Consider the following 26,829-nt stretch of genomic DNA (forward strand, 5'->3'; position numbering starts at 1 on the left):
GGCAACCGAAATGTTAGAGATCAGCCGTTGCCGGCGAGCAAGCGCTTGGCAGCCGCCCTCGCCTCTTCCGTCACCGAGGCGCCTGCGAGCATGCGGGCGATTTCCTCGGTGCGGTCCTTCGGCTCCATGGTCGCAACACGCGTGGAAATCTTTTCGGAACCGTCAGCAACCGGGCCTTTGGAGATCAGGAGATGCGTCGCCGCACGGGCGGCAACCTGCGGCGCGTGGGTGACGGAAAGCACCTGGACGCGGTCGGAGAGCCGCTTCAGCCGCTGGCCGATCGCGTCCGCAACCGCGCCGCCGACGCCAGTGTCGATTTCGTCGAAGACGAGCGTCGGCGCCGAGCCGCGATCGGCAAGTGCCACCTTCAGCGCCAGCAGGAAACGCGACAGTTCGCCACCGGAAGCCACCTTGGTGATCGGCCCGGGGCGCGTGCCAGGATTGGTCTGCACATGGAATTCGACGACGTCGATGCCGTCGGCCGTACCGGCCTCTGGATCGCTTGTTATCTCCACCATGAAACGCGCCCGCTCGAGTTTCAGCGCCGGCAATTCGGCCATGACGGCCTCGGCCAAGGCTTCGCCGGCATGGCGCCGCTTTTCCGAAAGGCCGCGTGCCGCCGCATCATAATCTGCCTTGGCGGCGGCAAGCTCGGTGGCTAATCGCGCCAGCCGCTCCTCACCGGCATCGAGATCGGCAAGATCCGAAACCATGCGCTCGGCCAATGCCGGCAGTTCCGTGACCGGCACTGAATATTTCCGCGAGGCGGCCCGCAGCGCAAACAGGCGTTCCTCGACCCGCTCCAATTCGCGCGGATCGTATTCCGTCTTGCGCAGCGCCGCCTCGACTTCCATCTGGGCGTTGGAAAGCTGGTCGAGAGCGGCATCGAGCAGCGCGACCGTATCTTCCAGCAGGCCCGGCGCCTCATGGCTCTTGCGCTCCAGCCGGCGCACCAGCGAGGCAATATGCGGAACGGGTGATGCATTGCCGTTGAGGAATTCCGAAGCCTCGGCAATATCGCCGGCAATACGCTCGGCTTTCATCATTCGCGAGCGCTTTTCAGCAAGCTCATCCTCCTCGCCATCCTGTGGGGAGAGCTTTTCCAGTTCTTCGACCGAGGCACGAAGGAAATCCGCCTCGCGGGCCGCCTTCTCCACCTGCTCCGTATGCTTCTTCAAGGTGCGATCGGTATCGCGCCAGACCCTATAGAGCTTGCCGACCTCCTGCGCCTCGTCGGCAAGACCGGCGAAGGCATCGAGCAATGTGCGGTGCGCGTCGGTATCGACGAGCGCTCGGTCATCATGCTGGCCATGAATTTCGACAAGAAGCTGTCCGATCTGACGCATGAGCTGAACGCTGAGCGCCTGATCGTTGACAAAGGCCTTGGTACGGCCATCGGCGGACTGGACGCGGCGGAAGATCAGATCACCGTCGTCGTCGATGCCGTTCTCGCGCAGGAGCTTGCGGGCGGGATGCTGCGTGCCGACATCGAAAACCGCGGTCACCTGGCCGCGGTCCTCTCCATGGCGCACGAGGCCGCCATCGCCGCGCCCCCCGAGGGCCAGCGACAGGCTGTCAAGCAGGATGGATTTGCCCGCGCCCGTCTCGCCGGTCAGCACCGAGAGCCCGGATTCGAAGACAAGATCCAGCCGCTCGATCAAAACGATATCGCGGATCGAAAGCTGGATCAGCATCTGCGCTCAATCTCACGTCCCAAGAAGAAGTTTCTTGCCCGCCCTGGAAATCCACGAGCCCGAGTTTTCGCTCGGCTCCACGCCACCCTTCTGCAGCAGCTGATAGGAATCCTTATACCAGCGGCTGTCCGGATAGTTGTGGCCGAGAACGGCGGCTGCCGTCTGTGCTTCCTGGACGATACCCATCGCATAGTAGGCCTCGACCAGGCGCGCCAGCGCTTCTTCGATCTGGTTGGTGGTCGGATATTGCTCCACGACGATGCGGAAGCGCGAGATTGCCGCGAGGTAATCCTTACGCTCCAGATAGTAGCGGCCGATCTGCATTTCCTTGCCGGCGAGCTGGTCGCGGGCGAAGCGAATCTTCTCCTGCGCGTCGCTGACATATTGCGACTTCGGATAATTGTTGACGAGCTTGGTCATCGCCTCGATCGTCTGTTGTGCCGCGCGCTGATCCTGCGTCACGTCGACGATCTGCTTGGCAAAGGACGCACCGACCAGATACTGGACATAGTCGGCATCTTCCGAGCCGGGATATTGCTTGAGATAGCTGTTACCCGTCTGTACCGCATCGTCGTAACGACCCGTGCGATATTTGACGAATGTGCTCATGACAAGAGCTTTGCGCGCCCATTCGGAGAATGGCTGCTGCTGGTTGATGGCGTCGAACTTCTTGCCGGCTTCCGTCATGTTGCCGGCCTTGATGTTGGCAAGGCCCTGATTATAGAGCATTTCCGGGGGATCGGTCTCGACACCGAGCTTGGTGATGTCGATATCCTTTTTGGTATTACAACCCGTCACCACCGCACCGGTACCGGCCAGAAGGAACGATACGAGCAAAGCCCGTGCTGTGATATTCATGCGTTCAGACCTTGCAAAACCCATCGGATGACTGTCCCACTAGCCGTCGTTGCGGAGACGGCGTTCTCTCGCTGGCGTTTCTAGCCGCAAAAACACCATCAGGGCAACGCATTGATGATGCATTAACGCATTTTTGTGGCAAAAGGCGCATATCCGCAGTCTTTAATGCCTGTTTTAACAGGGAATTCTCATATCGGCCCGCGCGTGCTCTCCGTCTTGCGAAGGCTGACGGCAAACCGCGTGAGTCGCCTGCCAAAAAAAGAGCCGCCCCTCATCGGAGCGGCACCTTTCTCATTCAAATTCCGCAGCGTTACGCCGACCAGGGAGCGAACTCAGGCGCATTGACCGGCACGAATTCGCGGCTGTGAGCGCGCTGTCGCGGAGCCGACGTTTCGACGACGTCATAGGCGCTGGCATCGCTGAGCAATGCCTTCAGGGCATTCGCGTTCATGCGGTGGCCACCACGGTAAGAGCGGTAGCAGCCGATGAACTGCGCGCCGGCCAGCGCCAGATCGCCAACGGCATCCAGCGTCTTGTGACGGACGAATTCGTCCTTGGCGTAACGCAGGCCCTCGACGTTGATAACGGTGTTGTCGTCGGAGATGACGACGGAGTTTTCGAGCGACGAACCCAGCGCATGACCCGACGCCCAGAGACGTTCGACATCGCGCATGAAGCCGAAGGTACGGGCGCGCGACAATTCGGTCTTGAAGGTCTCGGCGGTCAGATCGCCTTCCCACTTCTGCCGGCCGATCAGCGGGCATTCGAAATCGATCTCGACTTCGAAGCGCGTGCCGTCATACGGGCGGAATTCGCACCAGGAACCGCCGGCTTCGATGCGAACCGGCTTGGTGACACGGATATAGCGGCGCTTGACGCCGAGCGACACGATGCCGGTCTGCTCGATCGCCTCGATGAAGGGATAGGAGCTGCCATCCATGATCGGCATTTCAGCGCCGGTCACTTCGACAACGACGTTATCAAGGCCGATCGCATAGATCGCGGCCATCACATGCTCGACCGTGGCAACGGAACGCGCCGGAGAGAAACCAAGAACGGTGCAGAGATCCGTGTTTCCGACTTGCGATGAAACGGCGCGCAGTTCGGTCACATCGCCATTGTCGTGCAGGCGCTGGAAAACGACACCGGTGCCGGCTTCGGCCGGATAGAAGGTGATCGACACATTAGCGCCGGAATGAACGCCGATACCCGAAAGTGTCACAGGGTTTGCAATGGTGGTCTGAAAACCAAGCAATCCGATTGCCATATAGTTCTGCCTTCGTCTGTCTGATCCAGGCCGGGCGGTCATCTTCGGACGCTTACCCTTATCGCCGGTTCAGTCTGTTAACTATGCCACGCACCTCACATACATTCGTCTCCGAATGTGATTCAGCGGGCTTGCTTGGTATTTACATACGCGTCGAGACACCGCATTCCAAATCACTGTTTCTTTCGTTTTGTTACGAAAGCAGCCAATTGATTTTGTTGGATAATTTTAAATAAGACAATGGTTATAAAATAAGAAAATCCGGAACCTTTCGGCCCCGGATTTCCTCAATATGGTTAGCAACCTATTAAAGGTCTGCCTGCTGCGGCTCAGTTCGACTGGCGGCGCAGGAAGGCCGGAATCTCGAGCTGATCGTCCTCATGGTTTGCCATGCGCGCTTGCGGAACCTGACGACCCTGATCGTCGAGCGTGCCGCGACGCGGAGCGTAGAGGCTGGCCTCCGGCGACGGCGCGCGGCGCTGCGGAGCCGCGTTGTTCGTCGAAGCCATCATATCGTCGAAAGCCGGGTCTTCTTCGCGGCGGCCGAGCGAATTGGTGATTCGCTTCAGCAGACCCATCGGGCCACGCTCCTCCGTAGCCTGGGCGGCTGCCGGCTGGGCGCGGTGTTCCATCTCGGCCTTAACGACCGGCGGGAAATCCTCGACCTTCGGCATGCGGACCTGCTCGGGAGCCTGACGGATGACCGGCTGCTGATGCATGACCGGCGCCTGCTGCTGAGGCTGCGGCTGAACCGGAGCCTGACGGACCGGCTGAGCTTCCGGGGCTGCTGCGAAGATGCGGCTCTGCGGACGGAAGTTATCTTCCGGCGCTGCGGCCTGCGGCATCACCGGCTGCTGCTGGACATGAGCCTGACGACCCATCTGGAATTCCAGTTCGCGCTCGAGATCGGCCTCTGCTGCACGAATGGTCTGGGCAACCGGATCGACAGTGCGAGGAGCCGGAGCGGCAGCCTGTGCGGTCTGGGCCTGCGCGACGTGGGCAGGCTGAGCTGCGGCCGCTGCCGGAGCGGCGGCCGCGGAAGGACGCATAGCCGGCTTCGCGGCAGGGCGGAATTCCATGCCTCTGTCGCCTGCTTCGTTCATCGCGCGGTCGATACCGGTCGCGACGACGGAAACGCGGATGATGCCTTCGAGCGATTCGTCGAAGGTGGCGCCGAGAATGATGTTGGCATCGGGATCGACTTCTTCGCGGATGCGGGTCGCAGCTTCATCGACTTCGAACAGGGTCAGGTCACGGCCGCCGGTGATCGAGATCAGCAGGCCCTGGGCGCCCTTCATCGAGGTTTCGTCGAGCAGCGGGTTGGCAATGGCGGCCTCAGCGGCCTGCATTGCGCGGCCCTGGCCGGAAGCCTCGCCGGTACCCATCATGGCGCGGCCCATTTCGCGCATGACCGAACGGACGTCGGCGAAGTCGAGGTTGATGAGACCTTCCTTCACCATCAGGTCGGTGATGCAGGCAACGCCCGAATAGAGAACCTGGTCGGCCATCGAGAACGCGTCGGCGAAAGTCGTCTTGTCGTTGGCGATACGGAACAGATTCTGGTTCGGGATGACGATCAGCGTGTCGACCGACTTCTGCAGTTCCTGGATACCCTGCTCGGCGAGACGCATGCGGCGGCCGCCTTCGAAGTGGAACGGCTTGGTGACGACGCCGACGGTCAGGATGCCCTTGTTGCGAGCCGCCTGCGCGACGACCGGTGCTGCACCCGTACCCGTGCCGCCGCCCATGCCGGCGGTAACGAAGCACATATGCGTGCCGTTGAGATGATCGATGATTTCATCGATGCATTCCTCGGCGGCTGCTCGGCCGACTTCCGGCTGCGAACCGGCGCCGAGACCTTCCGTGACGTTGACGCCGAGCTGGATGATCCGCTCTGCCTTCGTCATGGTCAACGCCTGAGCGTCAGTGTTGGCGACGACGAAATCGACGCCCTGCAAGCCTGCCGTGATCATGTTGTTGACGGCATTGCCGCCACCGCCACCAACACCGAACACGGTGATTCGCGGCTTAAGCTCGGTGATATCTGGCTTATGCAGCTTGATAGTCATTGTACCCGTTCCTTCTCTTGATGGCCGCATCGCCACGCCGGCCAATTCACTCGATTTCACTTGCCTGACGCTTACCCGGAGAACCTCTCCGGATCAGGCACTCAAAAACTCTCCTTCAGCCATTGGCCGACACGGCCGATCCGGCTGTTGTTACCCCCAAACGACGAGAGCAGACCGCTGCTCGGCGCATGTGTCTCCATGTCTGCGACCTGCGGATAGATCATCAGTCCCACAGCCGTCGAAAAAGCCGGCCCCTTGGCCGCCGTCGGCAGGCCGGACACGCCCATCGGGCGGCCGATGCGGACATTGCGGGCAAGAACGCGACGCGCCACTTCGGGCAGGCCGGTCAGCTGGCTGGCACCACCCGTCAGGACGACGCGCTTGCCGACGATCGGGCTGAAGCCCGAACGCTGGATACGATCGCGAATGAGCTCGAGGGTTTCCTCGATGCGAGCCTTGACGATGCGCGACACAAGCGCCTTCGGCACCTGCGTCGGCTGATCGCGCTCGTCTTCGCCGATCGGCGGGATGGAAATCAGTTCACGCTCTTCCGAAGAATTCGCGAGCGCCGAGGCATGGACCACCTTCAGCCGCTCCGCATCCTCGATGCGGGTGGAAAGGCCACGGGCAAGGTCCGTTGTGACGTGATGGCCGCCAAGGCTGACGGCATCGGTGTGCACCAGCTTGCCCTCGGCAAAGACCGAGATCGTCGTCGTGCCGCCACCCATGTCGATCGCGGCGCAGCCCAGTTCGACTTCGTCATCGACGAGAGCGGCAAGGCCGCTGGCATAAGGCGTCGCCACCATGCCCTCGACCGAAAGATGGGCACGGTTGATGCAGAGCTCGAGATTGCGCAGCGCTGAGCGCTCCGCGGTCACCACATGCATGTCGACACCAAGCGCATCACCGAACATTGCCAGCGGGTCGCGGATGCCGCGCTCGCCATCAAGCGAGTAACCGGTCGCCAGCGAATGCAGCACGGCGCGTTCCTGGCGGATCGATTGCTGGCAGGCGGCGGCCAGAACCTTCTTGAGGTCATTGGCCTCCACTTCCTGACCGCCAAGATCGATGGTCGCGGTGTAGATGTCGCTGCCGAGACGGCCCGCCGAGACATTGACGATCAGGCTGTCCACGGTCAGCCCAGCCATGCGCTCGGCCGCATCGACGGAGAGCCGGACGACGCTTTCCAGCGCGTCGAGGTCAGCGATGACGCCGGTCTTGATGCCGCGCGAGCGCTGGTGGCCGATGCCGATGATCTCGATATTGTGCGTGCGGTTCGGAAGAACCTGGCTCTCCTCGCGCGGCGTCAGCCGACCGATCATGCAGACGACCTTCGTCGAGCCGATGTCGAGGACCGACACGATGTGCGACCGCTTCGAAGACAACGGCTTCAAGCGAGGCAGGCCGAAATGGGACGAACCGAATAAGCTCATGTATCCTGCCCTGCTTTCTTCAAAGCCTTGTTTCTTGCATCGACGGCAGCCTGACGACGAACTGCGGCATCCGGGGTTAATTCTATTGCCGTGCGATCATCGAGACGGAGATCGACCGCAGCGATATCGCGCTCGAGAAGATTTTCGTCCTTGTCGAGCTTGGTGAGACGCGCGAGCGCGCCATCGATATTGTCTTCCGGCAATTTGATGATCACGCCATTGTCGAGATAGAGATCCCAGCGACGGCCAGCGACGCGGACGAAAGCCTTCACATGACCACGGATATCCGGCCACTTGGCAAACTCGTCCTCGACGGATGCCGCTGCAGTTTCAGCATCACGACCAACGAAGAGCGGCAGCTTGGCGAACTTATTGTCGCGCAGCGGCGCGATCACGCTGCCGTCCTTCTGGATCAGCGAAAGCTCGGAGCCGTGCTGCCAGATGGCGTAAGCCTTGCGCTCCGTCAGCTTCACCTCGACCGCCCTCGGATAGACCTTGCGAACTTCCACATTTTCGACCCAGGGCAGGTTCGCGATCTTCAGGCGAGCCGCATCGGCATCAAGGGCGACGAGCGAGGTCGTGCCGTCGAGGCCAAGCAACTGCAGGATCTCGATTTCCGAGGTCTCGTCATTACCGGAAACCTTGACATCCTCGATCGCGAACCCGGCAGCGGAGGTCGTCGCCTCCGCAACAGCCTGGCTGTGACCGCCGATAGACATGCCGTAGAGGCCAGTCGCCGCAAAGAGAGCGAGAACTGAAACCGTACCCGTGTGCGCGGGAATATTGATGCGACCCGAGCCGAGGCTGACCAGGAAGCGCACCGCGCGGCGCAGCGGACGCGGCAGGACGAATGCGTCCTCGACATCGTCGATGGCGAGCGGGACGCGATGACGGGACCGCCTCATATTTTTGACCGTCAGCGCAAACAAGACGCGTCCTCCACCATCCACCGGAGAAATTCACCAAAAGAGTAGCCGGCATGCGCCGCCATTTCAGGCACCAGGGAGGTAGGAGTCATGCCGGGCTGGGTATTGATCTCCAACCAGACAAGTTCGCCCTCTTCGGAAAAGCGATCGTCAAAACGGAAGTCAGATCGACTAACACCGCGGCAGCCGATAGCTTCATGCGCCCTTAACGATAATGTTTGTATGTTTTGGTAAAGATTCGGTGAAATTTCCGCCGGCAAGACGTGTTTTGACCCACCCTTGGCGTACTTGGCGTCATAGTCATAGAAGCTGTGACCAAGCGGCACGATCTCGGTAACGCCGAGAACCTTGCCATCCATGACACCGCAGGTCAGCTCCCGTCCATAGACGTAGCGCTCGACCAGCACCTCGTCGCCGTAGCGCCATTCGGATGACGTGACGATCTGCGGCGGATGCGCTTGATCTTCCTTGACGATCACGACGCCGAAGCTCGAACCCTCGCGCACCGGCTTGACGACGTAAGGCGGCTCCATCGGGTGCTCGTTGACGATGTCGAAGCGATTCATGACGATCGAGCCCGCCACCGGAATACCGGCCGCGGCGGCAACCGTCTTGGCGCGCGACTTGTCCATCGCAAGCGCCGAGGCAAGCACGCCGGAATGCGTATAGGGAATCTGCAGATATTCGAGGATGCCCTGGATCGTGCCATCCTCACCAAAGGGACCATGCAGCGCATTGAAGACGACGTCGGGCTTCACTTCGGCCAGACGGCTGGCAACATCATGCCCTACATCGATACGGGAAACCTGAAAGCCTTCGGCTTCGAGGACATCGGCGCATGCCTTTCCCGAAGAAAGGCTGACAGGCCTCTCCGAGGAAAATCCGCCCAAAAGGACAGCCACATGCTTGCCACCCATCAATACCCCCGACTTCACGGTCTCTGCTCTGCGTTTGCCGGGCCTCGCCTAACAGCGATTCTCGCCCCGCTTTCAATAGGCTGATTAGAACGACATTAAGGTTAATGAAGCGTTTACTTTCGTTAACTTTCGGCCGCTCCGCCGATGATCGAATGGTTCGAATCAAACCGACCCAAAGAATTCTGCCATTAGAATCAGAGAGTTGCTACTTTTGAAATCGCTACATTTAGATTTTTTTAAACAAAGAGGCCCGCATCGGGTGTCCCGATGCGGGCCTGAAGGTATTAAAATTGCTCCGCTTTCACTCGCTGTCGTCGACCAGTTTCCAGACGAGTCCGCCCAATGCTCCGCCGACGATGGGAGCCATCCAGAACAGCCAAAGTTGCTGCAATGCCCAGCCGCCGACGAACAGTGCCTGCCCTGTCGAACGGGCCGGATTGACCGATGTATTGGTGATCGGGATGGAAATCAGATGGATCAGCGTCAGCGTCAGGCCGATGGCGATCGGCGCGAAACCGGCCGGCACCTTGCTGCTCGTCGAGCCGAGAATCACGACGAGGAAAAACAAGGTCAGCACGATCTCGGCCACCAATGCCGAGACCAGGGAATAGCCACCCGGCGAATGTTCGCCATAACCATTCGCCGCAAAACCGCCGAGTTGGAAATCGGCCTTGCCGCTGGCGATCAGATAAAGCACGGCTGCTGCCACGATGGCACCGACAACCTGCGCGACGATATAAGGAATGAGTTGCCCGCCCGGAAAGCGGCCAGCCACTGTCAGACCCACCGAGACGGCTGGGTTGAAATGACCGCCTGAAATGCCGCCGACGGCATAGGCCATCGTCAGCACGGTCAGACCGAACGCAAAAGCAACACCCAGAAAGCCGATACCGAGGCTCGGAAATGCCGCAGCGAAGATTGCGCTGCCGCAGCCACCAAATACGAGCCAGAATGTCCCAAGAAACTCAGCGATGAGTTTTTTCTGCATGAAAGCCTTCTCCTTTGCCCTCAACCAAAACGAAAATCGGCCATCCATGAAAAAAACTCCGGGGAGGGATTCGCCCGAAGCACACCCACTTGAACGGCAAACGTTCGCCCAATTGTTTGCGAATCAAAAATTGCGGCTAAATAGTAGCACACAACCGCTGATTTCTTGCGCATTTGGCGTTTGCGCTGAACAAAAATTGCGCTAAGGACACGCCTTACCTAATAAGGAAACCTTAGCATCCTCTAAATTGGTGGGATTATGACTGACGCGATATCTCCTTTATCGCCGAGCCCCTCGTCATCGAACAATGCTGTTGCGAACTCCCCGGCACGTGTTCTGATCGCGAGCCTTATCGGCACAACGATCGAATTTTTCGATTTCTATGTTTATGCAACGGCGGCGGTTATCGTCTTCCCGAAGCTGTTCTTTCCGGCAAGCGATCCGACCTCGGCAACGCTGCAGTCCTTCGCGACCTTCTCCATCGCCTTCTTCGCGCGTCCGATCGGCGCGATGATCTTCGGCCATTTCGGCGACCGGATCGGCCGCAAGGCGACGCTTGTCGCGGCTCTGATGACCATGGGTCTCTCGACAGTCGTGATCGGCATGCTGCCGACATACGAATCGATCGGCGTTCTCGCACCCGTGCTGCTGGCGCTTTGCCGCCTCGGTCAGGGTCTCGGTCTCGGCGGCGAATGGGGCGGCGCGGTGCTGCTGGCGACGGAAAACGCGCCTGAAGGCAAGCGCAGCTGGTACGCCATGTTCCCGCAACTCGGCGCGCCTATCGGTTTCATCCTGTCGGCCGGCCTTTTCCTCATCCTGCGCGAAACCATGGCCGATGCGGACTTCCTCAACTATGGTTGGCGCGTCCCCTTCCTGATCAGCATCGTGCTTGTTGCCGTCGGCCTCTATGTCCGTCTGAAGATCACGGAAACCCCGGAATTCCAGCGCGCCATCGAAAAGGAAGAGCGCGTTTCCGTTCCGATCGCGGTCATCCTCCGCTCGCATTTCCGCAGCCTGATTCTCGGCACCATCATTGCCGTTGCGACCTTCGTGCTGTTCTATCTGATGACGGCATTTACGCTGAGCTGGGGTACTCGTCCCCCGGGCAACGGTCCGCTTCCCGCCGGTCTCGGCTACTCTCAGGGCCAGTTCCTCGTCGTCCAGCTCGCCGGCGTCGTCTTTTTCGGCCTGATGATCCCGGTCTCCGGCCTGTTGTCGGACCGCTATTCGCGCCGGCTGGTTCTGATCCTGACAACGATCGGCATCTTCATCTTCGGCCTGTTCTATTCGTCACTGCTGACGGCTGGCCTTGCCGGTGCCTTTGCCTGCTCGATCATCGGTCTTGCCCTGATGGGCTTTACCTATGGCCCGATCGGCGCAGCTCTGGCGGCGCCCTTCCCGACCACCGTGCGCTATACCGGCGCGTCCATGACGTTCAATCTCGGTGGCATCGTCGGTGCATCCCTGGCGCCCTACATCGCCACATGGCTTGCGACGACCTATGGCCTGGTCTATGTCGGCTATTACCTGGCGGCCGCCGCGCTGCTCTCGCTGATCGGCATCCTGCTCTCGGGCAGTGACGAAGTCTGAGGATTTCGCGATAACCAATTAAAAAGGCCGGGTGAAAACCCGGCCTTTTTATTGAATCATTTTCCGAAGTCCGGAGCCTGTAACAGGCCACTCCTTACTCCGACGTGACACCCTGGAACGGGCGAACCTCCCGGCCGGGCATGAAGTAACCGAGACGCTTGATCTCCCACTCCAGCTTGATGCCGGATTTCTCGAAAACCTCGCGGCGCACCTGCTCACCCAGATATTCCAGATCGTAGCCTGTCGCCTGCTCCATGTTGATCATGAAGTTGCAATGCAACGACGACATTTGCGCGCCGCCGATGACGAGACCGCGGCAGCCCGCTTCATCGATCAGCTTCCAGGCGGAATGGCCTTCCGGATTCTTGAAGGTCGAGCCGCCGGTCTTTTCCCGAATCGGCTGCACGGTTTCGCGATGGGCGCGCACGGCATCCATCTCGGCGCGAATCTTGGCGCGATCTTCGGGATAGCCCTCGAAAAGGACATGCGTGAAGATCAGGTCTTCCGGGGCATCCGAATGCCGGTAACTGTAGCCCATCTCGGCATTGCTAAGCACATGCTTGTCGCCCTTGCGGTCGATCGCATGCACCTCGACGACGCGCTCGCGCGTTTCGGCGCCATTGGCGCCTGCATTCATCCGCGCGGCACCGCCAACGCTGCCCGGAATGCCGTAGTAGAAATGAAAGCCGCCGATGCTGTTGTCCATCGCCATGGCCGCGACATGCTTGTCGGGGCAAATAGCGCCTGCCAGGATGCGATTTTCGCCGGCAAGCTCGACGGAGCCGAAACCCTTGGCCGAAAGCCTGAGGACGACGCCCGGAATGCCGCCGTCGCGCACCAGTATGTTCGAGCCCACTCCGACGACCGTTAGCGGTACATCTTCCGGCAATATTTTCAGGAAGGCGACAAGATCGTCCATGTCATGCGGCTGGAACATCAGTTCCGCCAGTCCGCCGGCGCGGAACCACGTAACACGATCCATCGGCGCGTCCGGCGTCAGCCGGCCCCTGATGTTCTTTACACTGTCGCCGAGCGACGCGAGAAGCTTTTCCCCATTTACCTGTTTCATGCGGACTTACCCGAGAGGCCTTCCAATTCCTTTGGCAATGACGCTGCCCAATATGTGATGCTGCCAGCCCCCAACAAAACCACAAAATCACCCGGTCGCGCAATCTCTGCAACCATGGCGGCAAGATCTTCCTGCGATGGAAGATAGCGCGCGTCGCGATGACCGCTAGCCTTGATGCGCGAAACCAACGTCTGCGAATCGGCACCCTCGATGGGATCCTCGCCAGCCGCATAGACAGGCGCCAGGAAAATGCTGTCGGCATCGTTGAAGCAGGCCGCGAATTCCTCGAAGAGGCTCGACAGGCGCGTATAACGGTGCGGCTGATGAACGGCGATGATGCGCCCCTTGCAGGCTTCCCGCGCGGCCTTCAGCACCGCCTTGATTTCAACCGGGTGATGACCGTAATCGTCGAAGACCTTGACCCCGTTCCATTCGCCGGTCAGCGTGAAGCGGCGCTTGACGCCGCCGAAGGATGCGAGCCCTTTGGCGATCGCCTCGCTGGAGATCCCCAGCCGGTTGGCAACGGCAACGGCCGCCGTCGCATTGGAAATATTGTGGCGGCCCGGCATCGGCATGACGAGATCCTTGATCTGGATCACCTTGCCCGTGCGGCGCCTGCGGATTTCGATGTCGAACAGCGAGCGCGTGCCGTCGATGCGCACATTCGAGAAACGCACATCTGCCTGCGGGTTTTCGCCATAGGTGATGACCTTGCGGTCCTCGATGCGCCCGACCAGCGACTGCACTTCCGGATGATCGATGCACATGACGCCGAAACCGTAGAACGGCACATTCTCGACGAACTGCCGGAAGGCGGCACGGACTGCATCGAAATTGCCGTAATGATCGAGATGCTCCGGATCGATATTCGTGACAACGGCCACATCGGCCGGCAGTTTCAGGAAAGTACCATCCGATTCGTCGGCCTCGACCACCATCCACTCGCCGGCGCCCATGCGCGCATTGGTGCCGTAGGCATTGATGATGCCGCCGTTGATGACGGTGGGATCAAGTCCGCCGGCTTCGAGCAGCGTCGCCACGAGTGACGTCGTCGTGGTCTTTCCATGCGTGCCGCCGATGGCGATGGCGCTGCGGAAGCGCATCAGTTCAGCCAGCATTTCGGCTCGGCGCACGACCGGCAGCAGCTTTTCGCGTGCGGCGACGAGCTCGGGATTGCTCTTCTTGATTGCGGTGGAGACAACAACGACTTCGGCATCGCCGAGGTTTTCCGCCTTGTGGCCGATATGAACCGGAATACCCTTATCGCGCAGCCGCTGCACGTTGGCGCTTTCCGATTGATCGGAACCCTGCACGCGATGGCCGAGGTTATGCAACACCTCGGCAATGCCGCTCATTCCGATACCGCCTATACCGATAAAATGCACAAGGCCGATAGCCTTCGGCAGCTTCATGCGCCTGCCCCCTTGAATTGCTGAATTGAACGTCCCGCGGCAATAACCTCAACCATGTCGGCAAGCAAGTTTGCCGCATCCGGCTTGCCTGCCTGCTTGGCTGATGCCGCCATCTTTGCGAGCTTTTCCGGCATGGTCATGGCGCCGCGCAGGATGGTGGAAAGCTTTTCCGGCGTCAGTTCCGATTGCGCGATCACCTTGACGCCGCCGGTTGCCGCCAGCGCAGCCGCATTGGCTGCCTGATCGTGATCGAGCGCATGCGGATAAGGCACGAGAATCGCCGGGCGCCCGATAACCGCAAGCTCGGAGACCGTGGAGGCACCTGAGCGGCAGAGAACCAGATGCGCGGCGCCGATGCGCTCGGCCATATCGGTGAAGAACGGTGCGACATCAGCCCCCATGTCAAGCTTTCTCGTGCAGCTGTTGACTGTCTCCATATCTTCCGGGCGCACCTGCTGGGTAATGCGCAGGCGCTTGCGCAGCGGCTCCTCAAGCAGACTGATTGCCGTAGGCACGGCCTTCGAGAAATACTGCGCACCCTGACTGCCGCCGAAAACGACCAGATTGAACGGATCGTCCAGTCCCGACGGCACATAGGGACGCTTGGCAGCATCGATGACGGCCGGGCGCACGGGGTTTCCCGTCGTGACCGTCTTTTCCGCAAATGCGCCGTTATCCGTGAGGAACCCGCCCGCAATCGCACGGACGCGCGTCGCCAGCATCTTGTTGGCGCGGCCCATGACGGCATTCTGTTCATGCAGCATGGAGGGCACACCCATGCGCGTGGCGGCAAGAAGCGGCGGCACCGTCGGATAACCGCCGAAGCCGACGACGCAGACGGGCTTCAGTCTCTGGATCAGCTTCCGCGCCGCGCGCATGCCGCTCCACAGTGTCCAAAGCGCGCTTGCAACCTTCAGCGGATTCTTCGACCCGATCGTCGCCGAGGGTACGACATGGATTTCTTCAGCCGGAAATTTGCCGGCATAGCGTTCGGCGCGGCTGTCGGTGACGAGGTGCACGGAATAGCCGCGCTCCTTCAATTTATAGGCCAGCGCCTCGGCCGGAAATACGTGACCGCCGGTTCCGCCGGCGGCTAGAAGGACAATGCCTTTACTCATAATTTTCGCTCCCGCGAACACCCCACTACTCGGGGCATCTCCCTAATATAGGAAGCCGCCACGGCCGCGTCATCGACCCAGGCCAAGCCCCCCTCATAGACCGCCGCTTCCTGAAAAGCGACCGGAGAATGAGGGATAGCCAGGAGATATCGAGAGCAAATGGCAGATAGTCCCAAGACGATCACTCCGCCGGCAGCCCGTGCGTCACGCGGAACAGGGTGCGATCCTGCGCGCGCTTTTCCGGCCTGTGACGCGTCAACGCCAGGATGAAGCCCGCCGTCACGCAGATCGCGGTCATCGATGACCCACCATAGGAGATCAGCGGCAGCGTCATGCCCTTGGCCGGCAGCAGCTGCAGGTTCACGCCGATATTGATGATCGATTGAATGCCGATCTGCAGCACGAGGCCCGCAACGGCGAAACGGTTGAAATCGTTCTTTTCCTTATAGGCATGCGACAGGCCGCGCAGCACCAGGAAGGCAAAGATGAGCACAAGCACCATGCAGAAAATGACACCGAACTCTTCGGCGGCCACCGAGAAGATGAAGTCGGTATGGGCATCCGGAATGATACGCTTGACGATGCCTTCACCGGGGCCAACGCCGAACCAGTTGCCGTGAACGATCGCTTCCTTGGCGGTATCGACCTGGAAAGTATCGCCCTCGCCCGTCATGAACTTGTTCACGCGTTGCGCCACGTGATCGAAGACGTAATAGGCTGCGACGAAACCGCCGGCGCCAAGACCGCCGAGCACGATGATCCACAGCCAGGGCATGCCTGCCATGAAGAACATGCCGCCCCAGACGGCGGTCGTCAGGATGGTCTGGCCAAGGTCAGGCTGGGCGACGAGCAACGCGACGACGATGCCGAACAGGATGATGGCGAAGAGATTGCCGGGGATTTCCGGCTGGCGTGCATGTTCGGAAAACAGCCAGGCGCAGACGACGACGAAAGCCGGCTTCATGAATTCCGAAGGTTGGATCGACAGGGCGGCGATATTGACCCAGCGCCGCGATCCCTTGACCTCGATGCCAAAGAAAAGCGCAAAAAGCATCATCGCCAGCGAGACGACGAGCAGGATGACAGCCGTCCTTCGCACCTGCCTCGGCGACATGAAGGAAATGCCGATCATCGCCGCAATCGCCGGGATGAGGAACAGGGCGTGGCGTTTGACGAAGTGGAATGGCTCAAGCCCGATACGCTCCGCCACCGCGGGTGAAGCCGCGAAGGAAAGCATGAAACCGATGCCGATCAACAAAATGAAAAGGGCGAGAAACACGCGGTCGATGGTCCAGAACCATTCGGCCAAGGCCCCACGTTCAACGCGGCTTACCATATCATTTGCCTCCAGCTGCTGAACCGATCAGCATGGTGACACCCTCGATCGCAGCCACATGGCTGACGAAGGCGTCGCCCCTGACCTCGAAATTCTTATACTGATCGAAACTTGCGCAAGCCGGTGACAACATCACCGCCGCGGATGCATGTTCATCCCTGTCTGCATCGGCTGCCGCATGCGCGACGGCCCGTTCCAGCGTACCGGAAATTTCGTAGGGCACCTGCTCCCCGAGCGTTGCGGCAAAGGCAGGTGCGGCCTCGCCGATCAGATAGGCCTTGGCGATGCGCGGAAAGAGCGGCGCAAGCGTCGTGATCCCGCCCTCTTTCGGCAGGCCGCCGGCAATCCAATAGATATTCTCGTAGCTCGAAAGCGCAGGTGCCGCCGCATCGGCGTTAGTCGCCTTGGAATCGTTGACGAAGACCACTCGGCCGCGCTTTCCCACAGGCTGCATGCGATGCTTGAGGCCGGGGAAGGATTTCAGCCCAGTCCGGATTTCCTCGGCCGAAACGCCGACGGCAAGGCAGGCGGCGATTGCCGCCGCGGCATTCTGTGCATTATGGCCGCCGCGCAAGGTCTGGATCCCGTCGAGATCGGCAATCTCGCGTGCAGCACCGCTCGCTGCCTGCATGATGCGGCTGCCCTCCGCATAGAGGCCATCCGCCAAGGCATGCCGGCGCGAAATCCGGGTCACTTTTCCACCGGCACGCTCTACGCGATCGGCGATCAAGGAGGAATGACTGTCATCGACGCCGACGACGGCCACGCCGCTGCCCGCGACCAGCCGCTCCTTGATGTCGGCATAGTGCTGCATCGTGCCATGCCGATCGAGATGATCGGGCGTGAGGTTCAGCAGAATGCCGGCCGAAGGGTTGAGTGTCGGCGCCAGATCGATCTGGTAGGAGGAGCATTCGACCACATAAAAGCGCCCGGCCTTCGGCGGATCAAGCGTCAGGACGGCCGTCCCGATATTGCCACCGAGCTGCGTGTCGCGGCCGCTCGATTGCAGGATATGGGCGATCAGCGCAGTCGTCGTCGATTTGCCGTTCGTGCCGGTAATGGCGATGAACGGGCAATCGGGGACATGCGCCCGCCGCTCCCTGACGAAAAGCTCGACATCACCGATGATCTCGACACCGGCGGCATGAGCGAGATCGACGGTCCAATGGGGCTTCGGATGCGTCAGCGGCACGCCTGGCGACAAAACGAAGACGGACTGGCTGTTCCAGTCGATCGTCCTGAGATCGGCAACCGCTATTCCCTCCGCTGCCGCCTTGGCCACGCTATCCTGATTGTCATCCCAGGCCGTGACCTCGGCGCCACCGGCGACGAGCGCTCGCGCCGTGGCGAAGCCCGAGCCGCCGAGGCCGAAGAGAGCGACCTTCTTTCCGTTCAGCGTGGTGACGGGGATCATCGGCGCCTCACCGCAGCTTCAGGGTGGACAGGCCGATCATCGCCAGGATGACCGCAACGATCCAGAAACGCACGACGACCTGGCTTTCCGTCCAGCCCTTCTTTTCGAAGTGATGGTGGATGGGTGCCATGAGGAAGACACGGCGTTTGGTCATCTTGAAGAAGCCGACCTGAATGATGACGGAAAGCGCTTCCAGCACGAAAAGACCACCGATGATCGCCATGACGATCTCGTGCTTGGTGGCGACAGCGACAGAGCCGATCATGCCGCCGAGCGCCAGCGAACCGGTATCGCCCATGAAGATGGCGGCCGGCGGCGCGTTGAACCAGAGAAAACCGAGACCCGCTCCGATAACCGCGCCAAGGACCACGGCCAGTTCGCCCGTACCGGGCACGAAATTGATCGCGAGATAGTCGGCGAAAACGAAGTTTCCGGCCAGATACGAGATGATGCCGAAGGAGGCGGCCGCGATCATGACCGGCACGATAGCAAGCCCGTCGAGACCATCGGTCAGGTTGACGGCATTCCCAGCGGCTACGATGACGAATGCACCGAAGAACACGAAGAACATGCCGAGATTGAGCAGCAGGCTCTTGAAGAAGGGGAAGGCGACAGACGACCCGAAGGTCGAACCGGCCGGGCCGGAAGATAGCGCGGTCGTCATCATGAAGTAGACGGCGATAGCCGCGATGATGAATTCGATGCCGAGGCGCGCGCGGCCGGAAAAGCCCTTGTCGCTCTGCTTGGTCACCTTGAGATAGTCGTCATAGAAGCCGATCGCGCCGAAGCCGAGCGTCACCAGCAGGGTGGCAACGACATAGACATTGGCAAGATCGGCCCAAAGCAGCGAGGAGACGACGATGCCGGCCAGAATCATCAGCCCACCCATCGTCGGAGTGCCGGCCTTCTTGAAATGCGTCTGCGGACCGTCGGCGCGGATCGGCTGCCCCTTGCCCTGGCGCACGCGCAGGGAGGAGATGATTCGCGGCCCGAAGAGGAAGACGATCAACGCTGACGTGAACAGGGCACCGCCGGTACGGAACGTGATGTATCTGAACAGATTGAGGAATCTGAAATGAGTACTGAAAAAATGAATATGGTCCGACAGTTCGGCAAGCCAGATCAGCATAAGAGCCCTTTCTAAAGCCCCTGATGGGTGTGGGGCCCCGTGTCGGAAAATGCGGGAAACTTGTCAAGCAAGCCCGCCACGATCTTTCCAAATCCCAGCCCCAGCGACGATTTCACCATCAAGACGTCGCCAGGGGCGACTGAATTGAGCGCGAATTCCGAGAGCTCCTCCGTCGTCTCGCGATATTCGACATGAACACTTTCCGGCAGCTCATCTCTCAAAGCCGCCATCTCCGGACCCGCCAGCCAGACATGCTCGATGCCGGCCGCCAGCAGCGGTCCGGCAAGGTTGGCATGCACGCGCTGGGCGTAATCCCCCATCTCCAGCATATCGCCGAGAACGGCGATCCGCCTGCCCAGCCGCCCGCCCGGACCCGCATGCGGCGAGGTCGTCGCCAGCAGCGCGATAGCCGCGCGCATGGATGCTGGGTTGGCGTTGTAGCTTTCGTCGATCAGCGTGAAATAGCCGTTGCCGATCGCGCGCTTGTGGCGCTGTCCCCGGCCCTTTTCCGGCTGCAGATCCGCCAGGGCATCGACCGCCTCGTCGAGATCGGCCTCCACCAGCATGACAGCACCGAGCACGGCAAGCGCGTTTTCGGCGATATGGCGGCCGGGCGCGCCGAGCGCCACCTCCATGGTCTCGCCGCCGATCGTCAGCCAAAGCGTCGAATTTTCTTCCGAGGCATTGAATTCCGCAAGGCGCACATCGGCCTTCGCATGCTGGCCGAAACTGTGCACATGCTCGATGCCTGCCTCCAATGCGGCATGTTCCAGCATCTCGAACTGATCGCTGTCGTGATTGAGAATGGCATGGCCGCCCGGCACGACACCCTCGAAAATTTCCGCCTTCGCGGCTGCGATTTCACTGATGCTGTTGAAATTGCCGAGATGTGCCGGGGCAATCGTGGTGATGATCGCCACATGCGGCTGCACCATCTTGACCAGCGGGCGAATTTCACCGGGGTGGTTCATGCCGATTTCGAAAACGCCGAAATCGGTGTCTTCGGGCATGCGGGCCAATGTCAGCGGCACGCCCCAGTGATTGTTGAAGGAAGCAACGGAGGCATGCACTTTGCCAGAAGGCGTCAGCGCCCGGCGCAGCATCTCCTTGGTCGTCGTCTTGCCGACCGAACCCGTGACGGCGATGATCTTGGCCTGTGTACGCTTGCGGGCGGCGGCACCGAGCCGTGCAAGCGCCGCCAAGACGTCATCCACGACTACCTTCGGCACAGCCAGGCTGCCCATGGCCGGCAGCCGTGCCTCACTAATCACGATGAAAGCGGCGCCGTTCGCCATGGCGATATTGGCATAATCATGGCCATCGACACGATCGCCCTTGATGGCAAAAAAGGCTTCGCCCGGCTGGATGGAACGACTGTCTATGGAAATGCCCGTAATGCCCTCAGGCAGCGATCCGACGAAGCGGCCCGAGATTGCAGCGATCAGATCCTCAGTTGTCCATAACCAGCTCAAGACTTCAACTCCTCCAATGCTTTGCGCAATTCGGCATGATCGGAGAACGGCAGCGTCACGCTGCCGATCGTCTGACCTTCCTCATGCCCCTTGCCGGCGACGATCAGCGTGTCGCCGGATGTCAGCATGCCAACCGCCGTGCGGATTGCTTCGGCGCGATCGCCGATCTCCATCGCACAGCTGGCCGCCGCCATGATCTCCGCGCGGATCGTTGTCGGATCCTCGGATCGCGGATTGTCGTCGGTAACGACGACGACATCGGCGAGACGGCAGGCAATCTCGCCCATGATCGGGCGCTTGCCGCGATCCCGATCGCCGCCGCAACCGAAGACGACGATGACACGGCCCGTCGTGAACGGCCGCACCGAATTCAGAACGTTCTCGAGCGCATCGGGCTTGTGAGCGTAGTCGACATAGGCCAGCGCACCGTCATGCGTGTGACCGACAAGCTCCAGGCGACCGGATGCGCCAACGAGCTTTTCCAGTGCCGCCATGGCGATCGGCGCCGCGACCCCGGTCGAAATGGCAAGGCCAGCGGCAACAAGCGCATTGGCGATCTGGAAATCCCCGGCCAACGGGATATGAACTTCGAAGATATCGTCGCCGACATGTACCTCGGCGATCTGCTTGTGGCGGAAATGCTCGACGCGCTTCAACGTCAGGAAATCACCCTTGCGTCCGACGGTACGCACATCCTGCCCTGCCTCGCCGGCGGCGGCGATGGCCTGTGCCGACCAGGCATCATCGGCAAAGATCACGGCCGGCGAACCCTTCGGCAGCAAATCCCTAAACAGCCGCATCTTGGCGGCCATATAATCCTCGACTGTCGGATGGTAATCCATGTGATCACGGCCGAGATTGGTGAAGGCAGCAGCAGCGAGCTTCACGCCATCGAGCCGGAACTGATCGAGGCCGTGACTGGAAGCCTCCATGGCCGCATGCGTGACACCTTCGTTGGCGAGTTCGGCCAGCAGCTTGTGCAGCGACACCGGATCGGGCGTCGTCAGGGCGCCATATTCGTTGCGGGTCGGCGAAACAACGCCGGTCGTGCCGATCATGGCAGCCGGATGACCGGCATAGGCCCAGATCTGACGTGTGAAGGAGGCAACGGAGGTCTTGCCCGCGGTCCCCGTCACCGCCACCATCGTTTCCGGCTGCCGTCCGTAGAAGCGCGACGCCGAGACGGCAAGAAAACGGCGCGGCTCGGAAACCGAGAGCACGGGTACGCTGCCGGCATCGGCCCCATGACCCGCAACCACGACCGATGCCCCGCGCGCAACGGCATCGGCGATAAAGCTCGCCCCATCAGCTTTGGTACCGGCCACAGCGACGAAAGCCATGCCAGGCGACACCTTCCGGCTGTCGGCGGAAATTCCGATTATCTCAAGATCGCCAAGCGTCCCGCCAATCTGTGTGTTGAGTTCCGGAAATCCATTTCCGGCAATGTCCCGCAAATTCATCGAATGTACTTTTCGCCTTCTCGATCAGTCCGCCCCTCGCGAATCGACGTGTGTATTCTTTCACGCTTAATAAGACACCAGCAAGGCCGAGTTGCCGTTTCCAAAACTTGGCTGGATGCCGAGGATCGGTGCCGCCCGGGCGATAATGTCACGCGCGATCGGCGCTGCGGTGTAGGCCGAGATGGTGCCGCCATGCTCACCGGTCTTCGGCTCATCGCAGAAGGTCATGATGATGTATTGCGGATCGTCGATCGGGAACGCGGCCATGAAGGTATTGAAATTCAGCGTATTGGAGTACCGGCCGTTGACGACCTTGTCGGCCGTGCCGGTCTTGCTGCCGACATCGTAACCCGGTACGCGGGCAGCACGGCCCGATCCCTTCGAACCATTGAAATCCAGCAGGAAGCGCACGTTGTCGCTCGTGCTCTTCTTAACGACGAGCTTGGCAATCTCATCGGCCTGCTCGCGGCTGCGAGGCAGGAAAGTCGGCTCGATCAGCTTGCCGCCGTTGACGAGCGCTGCACCGGCAACGGCTGTCTGCAGCGGCGTCGTGGAGACGCCATGACCGAAGGAGATCGTGATCGAATTGATCTTCTTCCAGACACGCGGCTGTGTCGGCATCTTCACCTCGGGCAATTCGGTCTGCATCTTGGTAAGCAAGCCGATGCGGGTGAGGAACTCCTTGTGCGCGTCGATGCCGACGAGATCGGCGATCTTCGCGGTGCCGATGTTCGACGAATACTGGAAGATTTCCGGAACGGTCAGCACGCGATGCTGGCCGTGGAAATCTTTAATGGTGAAGCCGCCGATACGGATCGGATTGGTAGCGTCGAAAGCGTCACGCAGCGTGACCTTGCCGGAATCGAATGCCATGGCCATGGTAAAGGTCTTGAAGGTCGATCCCATTTCGAACGTGCCGTTCGTCATGCGATTGAGCCAGCCTTCGGCGGCACCTTCGTTCGGGTAGTTCGGATCGAAATCGGGCGCGGACGCCATGGCGAGCACTTCGCCCGTGTGGACATTGATCACTGCCGCGCCGGCGCCCTTCGCCTGGAAATTCTTGACGGCGTTGACGACCGCATCATGGACGATATCCTGCACGCGCAGATCGATGGAGAGCTTCACCGGCTGCAGCGGCTGGTCGTTGGTCATGCCTGCGGCGGCGAGATCGGCGAGCCCCTGGTCGTCGATATACTTCTCCATGCCGGCAACGCCGCGGTTGTCGATATTGACGTAGCCGAGAATATGGGCAGCGGTCGAACCGCCGGGATAGAAGCGGCGCTTTTCCGGGCGGAATCCGATGCCGGGAATGCCGAGCGCCAGGATCTGGCTCTGCTGTTTCGGCGTCAGCTGGCGGCGCAGCCAGGCAAAATGCGAACTCTTCACCGAAAGCTTCTTATAGGTGGACTTGGCATCGAGATCCGGCAGGACCTTGCGCAGCTCCTCGACGGCCTCATCCGGGTCGATGATTTTGTTCGGCTCGGCAAACAGCGATACGGTCCGGATGTCAGTTGCCAGAAGGGCACCATTGCGATCGACGATGTCGGGCCGCGACGCCATGAGGCGATCCGGCGGCAAAATGCTTGACGTCGTATCCGGCGGCGTCATGGCGAACTGGGCAAGACGAGCACCGATCACGCAATAGACCGCGATGAAACTGGCCACCAGCAGAACGACGCGGCTCCTGGCCTGGGTCGCCTTGCGCTTGCGCGCACCTTCGAAGGTCGAGCGCGAAAAACCATCGCTCGGTCGATTGTTGCCGTCGGTGGAGAAGTGCGCCTTGCTCTTCAGAACCATGATGCGAGAAAGAAAAGACATTATTCGTCCACCGATCCCGTTGCGATATTGTCGATGTCTGGCTTCTTGCGCTTCACCAAGGCGGGCGCCTTCGGCCGCGGCGCCGGAGCGGCGGCCACATCCGCAATCGCCTTCCTGATCTGCGCGTCGGTCGTATCGCCGTTCTTAGAGGCTATAGATGCATTGCCCTTGACGGGCTTGCCGCTCTTTGGATCGTTGGATGCCGTCACCGTCGGCGGCGGAAGCTGCGAGCGCAGCATCGGCATCTCACTCGGCTGGACGATCGCGGTCGAGAGCGTCGGCTGCAGCTGTAGCTCGCCGCTATAGGCGTTGACGAGCTTTTCAAGACGGTTCGGCTGCGAGACCAGCGCCCAGTCCGCCTTCAGAAGCTCGATCGTGTCTTTCTCGAGCTTGATCTCGGATTCGAGACGGCGAACCTCTTCCAGCTTCAGCTCGGCCCGATGCTTGATCGTATAGGTCACGCTGGCCATGGCCGTCATGACGCCGATCAGCACGATGTCAAAAGTCTTCAGCATCTCAACCTCCGAGCTTTCCGAGACTGGCGAGATTGGGCAGATCGAAGATCGAGAAATCGGCAGCTTCGGCTGGGGCGGCGGTGCGAAGCCCCGCGCGCAGCTTGGCCGAGCGAGCTCGTGGATTGACCTCTGCCTCGGCATCGCTCGCGGAGATCATCGACTTGCCGACCGGCTCGAAGGTGGCAGGCCGCTCATTCACGATCGGCATGTGGCGCGACCCGGCAGCACGGCCCGAACGATCGGCAAAAAACTTCTTGACGATCCGGTCTTCCAGCGAGTGAAAGGTCACGACGACGAGGCGCCCGCCCGGCTTGAGAACGCGCTCGGCCGCAAACAATGCCTGGGCCAGCTCACCGAGCTCGTCATTGACGAAAATGCGCAAGGCCTGAAAGACCCGCGTTGCGGGATGAATCTTGTCCTTCGCCTTTCGCGGCGTCACAACCTCGATCAACCCAGCGAGATCGCGGGTGGTCACGAAAGGAGCTTCCGCACGCCGCTTCTCGATCGCATGCGCGATACGCGGGGCCTGCTTTTCCTCGCCAAGGAACACAAAGATGCGAATGAGATCGGCGAGCTTGGCGCGATTGACGACATCGGCAGCCGACACGCCGCTGGCCGACATGCGCATGTCGAGCGGACCGTTCTTGTTGAAGGAAAAGCCGCGCTCAGCCTCGTCGATCTGCATGGAGGAAACGCCGATATCGAGCACGACGCCATCGAGGCCAGCTGCCGGCGCATGGTCGGCCAGCCGGGAAAACTGCGATTGGATGAGATTGAGGTGACCGGCATGGGCCGAAACGAGCGCCTGCCCCGCCGCGATCGCCGTCGGATCGCGATCAAGCGCGATCACATCGGCGCCGGCGGCAAGAATGGCTGAGGTATAGCCGCCAGCCCCGAACGTTCCATCAAGAATGACCTTGCCGGGCGCCGGAGCGAGCGCGTCAAGCACCTCGGAAAGGAGAACCGGAATGTGACGAACCGGTCCGCCACCGGCATCAGAAGAACCTCCGCCTGAATTCGCCGCCATTCCGCTTCCCCGCTCTATTCCGAGCGCCTGCCCGCCAGCCTGCGCTCCTCTCGTGCCTGCGCCTGCAAGGCCAGAAAGGCCTCCGGTTGCCACAATTGAAAATGATCCGCCCGACCGACAAAGGTCACTTCGCCTGCTATTCCGGTAAAGTCGCGAATGAAATCCGTGACCATCAGCCGCCCTTCGGCGTCGAGCTTCATAAAGACCCCGCCCCCATGAATGAGGAGCGACATCTGGTTCGCCGCCGGCGAAAACGGATCGTCTGCTACAATCTGCCGCTCGAAGCGATCGAGCAGATCGAGACCGCCGACACTGATCGCCGGAAACACAAAATCCTGAAAGCAGTACAGCTCCTGGATATTGCGGTCGGCCAGCACGGAACGAAACGCCGCCGGCACGGAAACCCGCCCCTTGGAATCGATCCGGTTGGTCGCATTTGACAGGAAGCGGTTCATGACGCGAAACACCCGTCCCCCATGACCCGTAAGCCGCTACTCGCTTACAGGCACAGCCAAAATCGGACACAGCTTCGCAAACCGAAAGGGCCGACACCCCTTCGACACCCCCAGAACGGGAGCAATCATGGCTTTGCGATGATTGGGCTCTGATTTGCCCTTGTGCAGTGTTCTTTTGGGATACCATGGGACCATATGGGCGTCAATGGGATGAAGCCACGTCACACGTGGCCGCAGCCTGAATATTCATAAGCCGTTAAGTTTAACGAAAGGTTAGGATCGGCCTCAACCAACGTCCCGAAACGGATTGTTTTCACAGGCGAAACGCCCCGCCTGCCAGGGCCGCAAACCCCGGAAATCCGGGCACGTCGCCACTCTCGAAATTATTTGCGGAAAGCGGGAGCGCGCCTTTCCTCCCGCAGGCGTGATGATTTGCCAGTTGGCCTGTAAGCCGGGTTCTGTATGGCTCCGGCCGAGGCCGGAACGTGGCAGCCATTCATCTGGGACGGCGCTTGCGCGACGCCTCTTGCAACCCACCCGGATGACCGGCCCGGAAACAGGCTGGAGCGCTTGCGCGCCCCGTGTCATCCCTATTCGGTTTTGCTCCCGGTGGGGTTTTCCGTGCCGTCGCTGTTGCCAGAGACGCGGTGGGCTCTTACCCCACCCTTTCACCCTTACCCGGCGCAAGGCCGGGCGGTTTGCTTTCTGTGGCACTTTCCCTGAGGTTGCCCCCGCCGGACGTTATCCGGCACCGTGTTTCCGTGGAGCCCGGACTTTCCTCACCCCATCGCCTTTCAGCATTGATGAAGCGCGGCTGCCCGGCCAACTGGCACTGGCTCATTAACCGAGACCGACCGCAATT

General features: G+C 60.7%; 21 protein-coding genes and 1 other RNA gene. 1 reads left to right on the forward strand and 21 read right to left on the reverse strand.

Annotated elements, in window-relative coordinates; translation table 11 throughout:
* Positions 1 to 20: 20 nt before the first annotated feature.
* The 8 genes from recN to aqpZ all read right to left on the reverse strand — a co-directional run bounded on the left by recN (position 21) and on the right by aqpZ (position 10,152).
* Complete coding sequence (gene recN / locus FHT84_RS05805; RefSeq protein WP_113249376.1) at positions 21 to 1,694, reverse strand: DNA repair protein RecN; 1,674 nt, start codon at positions 1,692 to 1,694, stop codon at positions 21 to 23.
* A 12-nt stretch (positions 1,695 to 1,706) separates the two neighbouring features.
* On the reverse strand, positions 1,707 to 2,576 hold the full coding sequence (locus FHT84_RS05810; protein WP_181592369.1) for an outer membrane protein assembly factor BamD: 870 nt from the start codon (positions 2,574 to 2,576) through the stop codon (positions 1,707 to 1,709).
* Positions 2,577 to 2,862: 286 nt separating this feature from the next.
* Positions 2,863 to 3,819 carry a UDP-3-O-acyl-N-acetylglucosamine deacetylase gene (lpxC, locus tag FHT84_RS05815; protein ID WP_113249377.1) on the reverse strand — a complete coding sequence of 319 codons (957 nt, stop codon included), beginning with the start codon at positions 3,817 to 3,819 and terminating at the stop codon, positions 2,863 to 2,865.
* Positions 3,820 to 4,148: 329 nt separating this feature from the next.
* Entirely contained in the window at positions 4,149 to 5,888 is a 1,740-nt protein-coding gene (gene ftsZ / locus FHT84_RS05820) for a cell division protein FtsZ (protein ID WP_113249378.1), read from the reverse strand.
* A 101-nt stretch (positions 5,889 to 5,989) separates the two neighbouring features.
* Positions 5,990 to 7,321, reverse strand: a complete 1,332-nt coding sequence (ftsA, locus tag FHT84_RS05825) for a cell division protein FtsA (protein ID WP_112342775.1) — start codon at positions 7,319 to 7,321, stop codon at positions 5,990 to 5,992.
* Entirely contained in the window at positions 7,318 to 8,226 is a 909-nt protein-coding gene (locus FHT84_RS05830) for a cell division protein FtsQ/DivIB (RefSeq protein ID WP_183761327.1), read from the reverse strand. Before FHT84_RS05830 ends, ftsA begins: the two co-directional genes overlap by 4 nt.
* A gap of 11 nt (positions 8,227 to 8,237) precedes the next feature.
* Positions 8,238 to 9,164, reverse strand: coding sequence for a D-alanine--D-alanine ligase (locus FHT84_RS05835; protein WP_113249380.1), 927 nt, complete (start codon positions 9,162 to 9,164; stop codon positions 8,238 to 8,240).
* Between the two features lie 301 nt (positions 9,165 to 9,465).
* The gene (gene aqpZ, locus FHT84_RS05840) at positions 9,466 to 10,152 is read right to left on the reverse strand and encodes an aquaporin Z (RefSeq protein WP_113249438.1); all 687 of its coding nucleotides are present in this window, start codon (positions 10,150 to 10,152) and stop codon (positions 9,466 to 9,468) included.
* Positions 10,153 to 10,410: 258 nt separating this feature from the next.
* Here aqpZ and FHT84_RS05845 point away from each other — a divergent pair, with 258 nt between their 5' ends.
* On the forward strand, positions 10,411 to 11,742 hold the full coding sequence (locus FHT84_RS05845; protein ID WP_113249381.1) for an MFS transporter: 1,332 nt from the start codon (positions 10,411 to 10,413) through the stop codon (positions 11,740 to 11,742).
* Positions 11,743 to 11,836: 94 nt separating this feature from the next.
* Here the strand turns inward: FHT84_RS05845 and murB are convergent, their stop codons facing one another.
* The 13 genes from murB to rnpB all read right to left on the reverse strand — a co-directional run bounded on the left by murB (position 11,837) and on the right by rnpB (position 26,797).
* A complete protein-coding gene (gene murB / locus FHT84_RS05850; protein WP_112342546.1) occupies positions 11,837 to 12,811 on the reverse strand; it encodes a UDP-N-acetylmuramate dehydrogenase in 975 nt (324 codons plus the stop codon).
* Entirely contained in the window at positions 12,808 to 14,223 is a 1,416-nt protein-coding gene (gene murC, locus FHT84_RS05855) for a UDP-N-acetylmuramate--L-alanine ligase (protein WP_112342547.1), read from the reverse strand. The genes murB and murC overlap by 4 nt, the downstream gene beginning before the upstream one ends.
* Positions 14,220 to 15,341: an undecaprenyldiphospho-muramoylpentapeptide beta-N-acetylglucosaminyltransferase gene (murG, locus tag FHT84_RS05860; protein ID WP_112342548.1), complete on the reverse strand. Its 1,122-nt coding sequence runs from the start codon at positions 15,339 to 15,341 to the stop codon at positions 14,220 to 14,222. The genes murC and murG overlap by 4 nt, the downstream gene beginning before the upstream one ends.
* A 181-nt stretch (positions 15,342 to 15,522) precedes the next feature.
* The gene (gene ftsW / locus FHT84_RS05865; protein WP_112342549.1) at positions 15,523 to 16,677 is read right to left on the reverse strand and encodes a putative lipid II flippase FtsW; all 1,155 of its coding nucleotides are present in this window, start codon (positions 16,675 to 16,677) and stop codon (positions 15,523 to 15,525) included.
* Between the two features lies 1 nt (position 16,678).
* On the reverse strand, positions 16,679 to 18,091 hold the full coding sequence (gene murD, locus FHT84_RS05870) for a UDP-N-acetylmuramoyl-L-alanine--D-glutamate ligase (RefSeq protein WP_183761324.1): 1,413 nt from the start codon (positions 18,089 to 18,091) through the stop codon (positions 16,679 to 16,681).
* 7 nt (positions 18,092 to 18,098) lie between these two features.
* A complete protein-coding gene (gene mraY / locus FHT84_RS05875) occupies positions 18,099 to 19,220 on the reverse strand; it encodes a phospho-N-acetylmuramoyl-pentapeptide-transferase (protein ID WP_112342551.1) in 1,122 nt (373 codons plus the stop codon).
* 11 nt (positions 19,221 to 19,231) lie between these two features.
* Entirely contained in the window at positions 19,232 to 20,692 is a 1,461-nt protein-coding gene (locus FHT84_RS05880) for a UDP-N-acetylmuramoylalanyl-D-glutamyl-2,6-diaminopimelate--D-alanyl-D-alanine ligase (RefSeq protein ID WP_112342552.1), read from the reverse strand.
* Positions 20,689 to 22,152: a UDP-N-acetylmuramoyl-L-alanyl-D-glutamate--2,6-diaminopimelate ligase gene (locus tag FHT84_RS05885; RefSeq protein ID WP_113249383.1), complete on the reverse strand. Its 1,464-nt coding sequence runs from the start codon at positions 22,150 to 22,152 to the stop codon at positions 20,689 to 20,691. The genes FHT84_RS05880 and FHT84_RS05885 overlap by 4 nt, the downstream gene beginning before the upstream one ends.
* Positions 22,153 to 22,218: 66 nt before the next feature.
* Positions 22,219 to 23,970, reverse strand: coding sequence for a penicillin-binding protein 2 (locus FHT84_RS05890; protein WP_113249384.1), 1,752 nt, complete (start codon positions 23,968 to 23,970; stop codon positions 22,219 to 22,221).
* Entirely contained in the window at positions 23,970 to 24,485 is a 516-nt protein-coding gene (locus tag FHT84_RS05895) for a hypothetical protein (RefSeq protein ID WP_113249385.1), read from the reverse strand. The genes FHT84_RS05890 and FHT84_RS05895 overlap by 1 nt, the downstream gene beginning before the upstream one ends.
* A gap of 1 nt (position 24,486) precedes the next feature.
* Positions 24,487 to 25,512, reverse strand: a complete 1,026-nt coding sequence (gene rsmH, locus FHT84_RS05900; protein ID WP_113249386.1) for a 16S rRNA (cytosine(1402)-N(4))-methyltransferase RsmH — start codon at positions 25,510 to 25,512, stop codon at positions 24,487 to 24,489.
* 14 nt (positions 25,513 to 25,526) lie between these two features.
* Positions 25,527 to 25,967 carry a division/cell wall cluster transcriptional repressor MraZ gene (gene mraZ, locus FHT84_RS05905; protein WP_112342557.1) on the reverse strand — a complete coding sequence of 147 codons (441 nt, stop codon included), beginning with the start codon at positions 25,965 to 25,967 and terminating at the stop codon, positions 25,527 to 25,529.
* A 431-nt stretch (positions 25,968 to 26,398) separates the two neighbouring features.
* Positions 26,399 to 26,797, reverse strand: an RNA gene (rnpB, locus tag FHT84_RS05910) — RNase P RNA component class A.
* Between the last annotated feature and the right edge of the window lie 32 nt (positions 26,798 to 26,829).

The sequence above is a fragment of the Rhizobium sp. BK289 genome (assembly GCF_014193575.1).
In the GTDB taxonomy this organism is placed as follows: domain Bacteria; phylum Pseudomonadota; class Alphaproteobacteria; order Rhizobiales; family Rhizobiaceae; genus Rhizobium; species Rhizobium tropici_C.

Coding starts and splice junctions, on each gene's coding strand:
- recN (WP_113249376.1), bottom strand. CDS start 1,694: ATGCTGATCCAGCTTTCGATCCGCGATATCGTTTTGATCGAGCGGCTG.
- FHT84_RS05810 (WP_181592369.1), bottom strand. CDS start 2,576: ATGGGTTTTGCAAGGTCTGAACGCATGAATATCACAGCACGGGCTTTG.
- lpxC (WP_113249377.1), bottom strand. CDS start 3,819: ATGGCAATCGGATTGCTTGGTTTTCAGACCACCATTGCAAACCCTGTG.
- ftsZ (WP_113249378.1), bottom strand. CDS start 5,888: ATGACTATCAAGCTGCATAAGCCAGATATCACCGAGCTTAAGCCGCGA.
- ftsA (WP_112342775.1), bottom strand. CDS start 7,321: ATGAGCTTATTCGGTTCGTCCCATTTCGGCCTGCCTCGCTTGAAGCCG.
- FHT84_RS05830 (WP_183761327.1), bottom strand. CDS start 8,226: ATGAGGCGGTCCCGTCATCGCGTCCCGCTCGCCATCGACGATGTCGAG.
- FHT84_RS05835 (WP_113249380.1), bottom strand. CDS start 9,164: ATGGGTGGCAAGCATGTGGCTGTCCTTTTGGGCGGATTTTCCTCGGAG.
- aqpZ (WP_113249438.1), bottom strand. CDS start 10,152: ATGCAGAAAAAACTCATCGCTGAGTTTCTTGGGACATTCTGGCTCGTA.
- FHT84_RS05845 (WP_113249381.1), top strand. CDS start 10,411: ATGACTGACGCGATATCTCCTTTATCGCCGAGCCCCTCGTCATCGAAC.
- murB (WP_112342546.1), bottom strand. CDS start 12,811: ATGAAACAGGTAAATGGGGAAAAGCTTCTCGCGTCGCTCGGCGACAGT.
- murC (WP_112342547.1), bottom strand. CDS start 14,223: ATGAAGCTGCCGAAGGCTATCGGCCTTGTGCATTTTATCGGTATAGGC.
- murG (WP_112342548.1), bottom strand. CDS start 15,341: ATGAGTAAAGGCATTGTCCTTCTAGCCGCCGGCGGAACCGGCGGTCAC.
- ftsW (WP_112342549.1), bottom strand. CDS start 16,677: ATGGTAAGCCGCGTTGAACGTGGGGCCTTGGCCGAATGGTTCTGGACC.
- murD (WP_183761324.1), bottom strand. CDS start 18,091: ATGATCCCCGTCACCACGCTGAACGGAAAGAAGGTCGCTCTCTTCGGC.
- mraY (WP_112342551.1), bottom strand. CDS start 19,220: ATGCTGATCTGGCTTGCCGAACTGTCGGACCATATTCATTTTTTCAGT.
- FHT84_RS05885 (WP_113249383.1), bottom strand. CDS start 22,152: ATGAATTTGCGGGACATTGCCGGAAATGGATTTCCGGAACTCAACACA.
- FHT84_RS05890 (WP_113249384.1), bottom strand. CDS start 23,970: ATGTCTTTTCTTTCTCGCATCATGGTTCTGAAGAGCAAGGCGCACTTC.
- FHT84_RS05895 (WP_113249385.1), bottom strand. CDS start 24,485: ATGCTGAAGACTTTTGACATCGTGCTGATCGGCGTCATGACGGCCATG.
- rsmH (WP_113249386.1), bottom strand. CDS start 25,512: ATGGCGGCGAATTCAGGCGGAGGTTCTTCTGATGCCGGTGGCGGACCG.
- mraZ (WP_112342557.1), bottom strand. CDS start 25,967: ATGAACCGCTTCCTGTCAAATGCGACCAACCGGATCGATTCCAAGGGG.